The organism is Hyalangium sp., assembly GCF_035629615.1.
Classification (GTDB): domain Bacteria; phylum Myxococcota; class Myxococcia; order Myxococcales; family Myxococcaceae; genus Hyalangium.
Window position 1 is genome coordinate 1 of sequence record NZ_DASPHO010000227.1, and the last position, 6,752, is coordinate 6,752.

The following is a 6,752-nucleotide window of genomic DNA, read 5'->3' on the forward strand; positions in this document are numbered from 1 at the left end:
CTGGAGCCCTCCCCCGGGCAGCCCACACCGGCGAACCTGGAGGCGTTCCTCGCCTCGGCGGACCTGCCTGCAGCGTGCCGGCTCTCGAGCTTTGCTCGGCCGAACAAGTTCCGCTGGGAGAGGCAGCTCACGGCCGCGCAGGTGAACGCCTTCACGGAGAGCCTGGGCGTGGGCCCGGTGCAGGCCATGAAGCTCTCCGAGCGCGGGGTGTCCGGCCGGGCCCGCGTGCTGACCCTCTCCGGGGAAAGGGGAGCGACCCAGATTCGCGGGGAGCTGAACATCCGCAAGCTCTTCGGCATGCTCAACAGCAGCATGGCGATGGTGGCGCCCACCCGGGATGCCGAGGGCCGCATCGCCGGCTGGGTGTTCCGGGGCGGCGGCTGGGGGCACGGAGTAGGAATGTGTCAGACAGGCGCCATCGGACGGGCGGAGGCCGGGCACCGCTACCGGGAGATCCTCCGGCACTACTACAACGGCGCCGAGGTGGCCCCCATCTATTGAGCCTCCCGCCGGGAGCCGAACCGGGCGCTCCCTTGCTCCTCCCCTCCTGAGGGGGCGGGACGCGGGTCCCCCCCTTTCCCCGCTCGATTTTCCGTCTCCTTCGCGGAAAATCGTGCGCTCTCCTGTTCTCCTGGCGACGGCTCGGGAGTAGCTAGGAGCTTCGAGGGTTATCATTCAGGACGTGGCCACACACACACCGGCTCCAGAAAGGCGCAGGCGCAGGCAGGAGGGGCCTGGACGGGCTCTCGTTGCCTTGCTGCTCGCCCTGGTGGCGCACGTGGCCTTCGTGGGGCTGATGATCCTGCTCTCCCACCTCCAGGTGAACCTGCCGGGAGGCGAGAGGCGGCTGACGCGCCCTCCGAGCGAAGTGTCCGTGCGTCCCCTGACGGCCGAGCAGTGGGCGAAGAACCGGGGTGAGGCCAAGCACTCGAAGACGCAGGTGACCGAGCGCCCCCGCCTCCAGGAGAAGAAGGAGGAGAAGAAGAAGGACGAGAAGAAGCCCGATGGCCAGGTGGTGGACGTGGCCAAGGGCAATGAGCAGAAGGCGCCGGACGCGAAGTACCTGGCCGAGCGTGACAACAAGGCGCAGAAGGAGACGCGGGCCCGGGAGCAGACCCCGTTCTACCGGAACGCCATGCCCCAGCAGACCGCGCCACAGTCCCGCGAGGGCGCAGGGCAGGAACAGATCGAGCAGCCGAAGGTGGCCGGCAACAACGGCATTGGCAACGATGACCGGCCCATGAGCGCGGAGAACCACAAGCCCGCCTTCGAGGTGCCCGATGCCCAGCGCAAGCAGGAGATCGCGCTGAAGACGGATCCGGACTCGCAAGGGCCGGGCAAGCAGGTGAACAACCGCAACGAGAGCGACGAGGTGAAGGGCAACTCCAAGCGCCTGAAGATCCAGCAGGGTGCCGGCCTGGGCGAGCTGGAGGGCTCCAGCGGGCGGATGGGCACCCCTGGCCTGGCCACGCTGATGCCCTCGCAGGCGGTGATGGACAAGATCATTGGCGCGGCGCCCAACGATCACCTCCGGGACATGGAGGAAGGCGAGGGCACCTTCCTCAACACCCGCGAGTGGAAGTACGCGAGCTTCTTCAACCGCGTGAAGCAGAACGTGGGGACGCACTGGAACCCCAACGGCCAGCTGCGGCGCAGGGATCCGACGGGCTCCATCTACAGCGGGAGGGATCGCTACACGCTGGTGAACGTGACGCTGGACCAGAAGGGCATGGTCCAGGACATCCGGGTGGAGAAGAGCAGCGGCCTGGACTTCCTGGACATGGAGGCCATCGCCTCGTTCCAGCGCGCGCAGCCCTTCCCCAACCCGCCCGCCGGACTGCTGGACGGGGACTCCACGGTGCGCTTCTCCTTTGGCTTCTTCCTGGAGATGGGCGGCGGCCCGCGGATGCGCCTGTTCCGGCAGTCCCACTGACAGTAGGGTTCCACTCCCGTGGAAGCCTCCATTCCCGATCGCCACGATGCCCACGCCGAGCGCAGCCGGAAGGTCCGGAAGGTGCTCGCGGGCATCCTCGTGGCCAACTGGGCCGTAGCCAGCGCCAAGCTCATCTTCGGAGTGCTCAACCAGTCCGCCTCGGTGACAGCGGACGGCGTGCACTCGTTCATCGACGGGAGTTCCAACATCCTTGGCCTGGTGGCCATGACGGCGGCGGCCCAGCCCGCGGACGAGAATCACCCCTACGGCCACGGTAAGTTCGAGGCGATCGCCTCCCTGGGCATTGGGGCGATGATCGGCATCGGCATGCTGGAGCTGGGGCGCATGGCGCTCGACTCGCTGCTCCACGACAAGCATGCCGAGGTGACGCCGATCATGGCCGGGGTGATGGTGGCCACCCTGGTGGTGAACCTGGGAGTCACGCGCGTGGAGAGGTACTTCGGCCATCAGCTCAAGAGCTCCCTGCTGCTGGCAGATGCCAACCACACGCTCTCGGACGTGTTCGTCACCCTGGCGGTGCTGGTGTCGCTGGCGCTGGTGTGGCTGGGCTTCCCGCGAGCAGACGGCCTGGTGGCGCTGCTGGTGATGGTCTTCGTCGCCTGGGTGGCGTACGGGATTGTGCGGCAGGCGGTGGGTATTCTCTCGGACACGGCACGGCTGGACGCGGCGCAGGTGGGGCACCTCAGCCTGAGCGTCCCTGGAGTGCTCTCCTGCCGGAATGTGCGCAGCCGGGGCATGGAGGACAGCGTCTACGTGGATCTGAAGATCGAGGTGGATCCCCAGCTCACCGCGGCCCAGGCCCATGAGGTGGCGGACCAGGTGGAGCAGAAGCTCCACGCCTCCTTCCCCCAGGTGGTGGACGTGGTGGTGCATGTAGAGCCGGCGCATATGTCCAGCGAGAGGAACGTGAGATGACGATGCAGCCCATGTTCGTGGCCGAGGGAATGAATCTCCGAGACTGGTTCGCGGGCCAGGTGCTCGCGGCCCGCCTCGCGAGGCCGGACACTTCCCCAACCGAGTTGCAGAACTCCACCGAGCTCGCGGCGTGGGCGTACGGTGTGGCGCAGGCCTTGATGGAGCAGCGCGAGAAGATCTACGCAGCGGAAGAGCAGGCCCTGTGGGGACCGGAGTTCGGCCCGCAGGGGCCGGGCGGCAAGGCGGAGTAGCTCAGTCCTGCGCCTCCTGTGCTTCCGCTCGCTTGCAGGCACTTCCGCAGCAGGCGAGCGGACCCTGGGCGAATGAGCGGTGCTCCAAGAGCAGATCGGAACACAAAGGCCGCCTCTCCCACTTGGAAGAGACGGCCTTGGTGCTTCACGCGTGAACCTGCGCGGAGGCTACGCCGCCTTCGGCGGCACCGGCTCCATGTACTCCTCAATGGGCGGGCACGAGCACACCAGCTTGCGATCCCCCAGCACGTTGTTCAGCCGCCCCACGGGAGGCCAGAACTTGCCCTCCTGCACCCACTTCGCCGGGAACGCCGCCTTCTCGCGCGAGTAGGGCCGGTTCCACTCCGGTGCCGTGATCATCCGGGCCGTGTGCGGTGCGTTCTTCAGGACGTTGTTGTCCTTGGGCACCTTGCCCTCCTCGATCTCGCGGATCTCCTCGCGGATGGCGATCATCGCGTCGCAGAACCGGTCCAGCTCCGCCTTGGACTCGCTCTCCGTCGGCTCGATCATCAGCGTGCCCGCCACCGGGAACGACACCGTGGGCGCGTGGAAGCCGTAGTCCATCAGCCGCTTGGCCACGTCCTCCACCTCCACACCCGCTGTCTTCTTCAGGTGCCGCACGTCCACGATGCACTCGTGCGCCACTCCGCCCGTCTTCCCTCGGTAGAGCACCGGGTAGTGCGGGTCCAGCCGCTTCGCGATGTAGTTGGCGTTCAGGATCGCCATCTTCGTCGCCTGCGTCAGCCCCTCCCCGCCCATCATCTGCATGTACATCCACGAGATGAGCAGGATGCTCGCGCTGCCCCACGGAGCCGCCGAGATCGCGCCGATCCGATCCGTGCCGCCGCCCATGGCGATCACCGGGTGCCCCGGCAGGAACTTCGTCAGGTGCGGCGCCACGCAGATGGGGCCCATGCCCGGCCCCCCACCGCCGTGCGGGATGCAGAACGTCTTGTGCAGGTTGATGTGGCACACGTCCGCGCCAAGCTGCCCCGGCTTCATCAACCCCACCTGCGCGTTCAGGTTCGCCCCGTCCATGTACACCTGGCCGCCACGCTCGTGGATGATCGAGGTGATCTCCTTGATCCCCTCCTCGAACACGCCGTGCGTGGACGGGTACGTCACCATCAGCGCAGCCAGCCGATCCTTGTACTCGTCCGCCTTGACGCGCAGATCCGCGATGTCGATGTTGCCCTGGTCATCGCACTTCGTGACGACCACCTGGTAGCCCGCCATCACCGCGGACGCCGGGTTGGTGCCGTGCGCGGACTGCGGGATCAGGCACACGTCCCGGTGCCCCTGCCCTCGGCTCTGGTGGTACGCGCGGATCACCAGCAGGCCCGCGTACTCGCCCTGGCTGCCCGCGTTGGGCTGCAGCGAGCACCCCGCGAACCCCGTCACCTCCATCAGCATGCTCTCCAGCTGCTCGAAGATGATCTTGTAGCCCGCCGCCTGCGAGGGCGGCGCGAACGGGTGCAGCCCGCCAAACGCCGGCCACGTCACCGGGATCATCTCCGCGGTGGCGTTCAGCTTCATCGTGCACGAGCCCAGCGGGATCATCGAGTGCCCCAGCGACAGATCCCTCGCCTCGAGCCTCCGGATGTACCGCAGCATCTCCGTCTCGGAGTGGTAGGTGTTGAAGACCGGGTGCGTGAGGTACGCGCTCTGGCGCCGCAGCCCTGCCTCCAGGGGGCTCGCCAGGCCCGTGCCCAGCTCGTCCAGCGTGGCCTCCAGCGCCTTGCCCGCCGAGAACGTGCCGAGGATGGCCTCCACGTCCGCCGCGCGCGTCGTCTCGTCCAGCGATATTCCGATCGAGCGCTCGTCGATGCGGTGGAAGTTCATCCCCTTCGCCTCGGCCGCCGACAGCACCGTGCGCACCTGCGCCGAGCCCAGCTCCACCCGCAGCGTGTCGAAGAACTGCTCGTGCCGGAGCTTGTAGCCCAGCCGCGTCAACCCCTGCGCCAGCAGCGCCGTCAGCCCGTGCACCCGCTCCGCGATCGCCTTGAGCCCCTTGGGCCCGTGGTACACGGAATACATGCCGGCGATCACCGCCAGCAGCACCTGCGCTGTGCAGATGTTGCTCGTGGCCTTCTCGCGGCGGATGTGCTGCTCGCGCGTCTGGAGCGCCATGCGCAGCGCGCGCCGACCCTGCGCATCCTCGGACACGCCGATGATGCGGCCCGGCATCAGCCGCGTGTACGCGTTCTTCGTGGCGAAGAAGGCCGCATGCGGACCGCCATAGCCCATGGGGACGCCGAACCGCTGGGCGCTGCCCACCGCCACATCCGTCCCCAGCTCGCCCGGCGGCGTCAGCAGCGTGAGCGCCAGCAGATCCGTGGCCATCACCAGCAGCGCGCCCGCCGCGTGCACCTTCTCCGCGAACGCCCGGTAGTCGAACACCCCGCCATCGGTGGCCGGGTACTGCACCAGCGCGCCAAAGTACTTCTTCGCGCCCAGGTCCACCGTGCGGTGGTCGCCCACCACCACCTCCACGCCCAGCGGCGCGGCCCGCGTGCGCACCACGTCGATCGTCTGCGGGTGGCACGTCTCGGAGATGAAGAAGGCGCCGTCGTCCTCGCCCTTCACGTGCAGGGCCATCGCCATGGCCTCGGCCGCCGCGGTACCCTCGTCGAGCAACGAGGCGTTGGCCACCTCCAGCCCCGTCAGATCCATCACCATCGTCTGGAAGTTGAGGAGCGCCTCCAGCCGGCCCTGGGCGATCTCCGCCTGGTAGGGCGTGTACTGCGTGTACCAGCCCGGGTTCTGGAAGATGTTGCGCAGGATGACGTTCGGGGTGTGCGTGTCGTAGTAGCCCATCCCGATGAAGCTCTTGGAGCGCTGGTTCTTCGCCGCGATGGCCTCCAGTTGAGCCAGCAGCTCGTGCTCGCCCTGCCCTGGCGCCAGCCGCAGCGGCTCCTTGGAGCGGATCGCCTGCGGCACGGTCCGATCGATGAACTCTTCCAGCGAGCTGGCGCCCAGCACGGCCAGCATGGCCTTCAGCTCGTGCTCATCCGGCCCGATGTGACGGCCAGCGAAGGACTCTTGATACTTCCAGTTAAGAGACATGATGTTCCAGCGCTCGGTGCAAGAGAGGTCAAAGGGCCGTGTCTAACAAGCGGCCTGGGCGGATGCAGTGCCCCTGAAGCGTCACGCGTTCTTGAGCTGGTCGGCGTAGGCGTCAGGGCTCAGGAGCCCGTCCAGCTGCTTGGGATCCGAGAGCTCGACCTCGATGATCCAGCCGGCGCCGTACGGGTCCGCGTTGACCGTGTCCGGCTTGCCCGTGAGGGTGTCGTTGACCTTCACCACCTTGCCGCTGATGGGGGCGAAGAGCTCGGAAACGGCCTTGGTGGACTCGATGACGCCGAACTGCTTCCCGGCGGTGAGGGTGGTCCCCACCTTGGGCAGCTCCACGTACACCACGTCGCCCAGCGCTTCCTGTGCGTGAGCGGTCACCCCCACGACAACGAGGTTGCCCTGCTGGCGCGCCCACTCGTGATCCTGGGTGTACTTCAGATCCTTGGGAATGTCGGACATAACGTTGGCTCCTCGGGGAAGGGGCTTACGGCTTCTTCCAGAACGGCGTCTTGACGACCTGGGCGGACACGGGCCGGCCGCGGATCTCCACGTCGAAG

General features: G+C 67.6%; 5 protein-coding genes and 1 pseudogene. 4 read left to right on the forward strand and 2 right to left on the reverse strand.

The annotated features are described in order from the left end of the window. The 4 genes and pseudogenes from VD972_RS11430 to VD972_RS11445 all read left to right on the forward strand — a co-directional run. A pseudogene (locus VD972_RS11430) lies at positions 1-501 on the forward strand (hypothetical protein); the annotation flags it as partial. A gap of 181 nt (positions 502-682) precedes the next feature. Continuing rightward, positions 683-1,933, forward strand: coding sequence for a TonB family protein (locus VD972_RS11435; protein ID WP_324985232.1), 1,251 nt, complete (start codon positions 683-685; stop codon positions 1,931-1,933). A gap of 18 nt (positions 1,934-1,951) precedes the next feature. Beyond that, on the forward strand, positions 1,952-2,869 hold the full coding sequence (locus VD972_RS11440) for a cation diffusion facilitator family transporter (protein ID WP_324985235.1): 918 nt from the start codon (positions 1,952-1,954) through the stop codon (positions 2,867-2,869). Further along, positions 2,866-3,120: a hypothetical protein gene (locus tag VD972_RS11445; protein ID WP_324985238.1), complete on the forward strand. Its 255-nt coding sequence runs from the start codon at positions 2,866-2,868 to the stop codon at positions 3,118-3,120. The genes VD972_RS11440 and VD972_RS11445 overlap by 4 nt, the downstream gene beginning before the upstream one ends. A 168-nt stretch (positions 3,121-3,288) precedes the next feature. Here VD972_RS11445 and gcvP read toward each other — a convergent pair whose 3' ends face one another. After that, complete coding sequence (gcvP, locus tag VD972_RS11450) at positions 3,289-6,186, reverse strand: aminomethyl-transferring glycine dehydrogenase (protein WP_324985241.1); 2,898 nt, start codon at positions 6,184-6,186, stop codon at positions 3,289-3,291. An 81-nt stretch (positions 6,187-6,267) separates the two neighbouring features. Beyond that, positions 6,268-6,654 (reverse strand): glycine cleavage system protein GcvH, encoded by a 387-nt coding sequence (gene gcvH, locus VD972_RS11455; protein ID WP_324985243.1) that lies wholly within the window; start codon positions 6,652-6,654, stop codon positions 6,268-6,270. Positions 6,655-6,752: the final 98 nt, after the last annotated feature.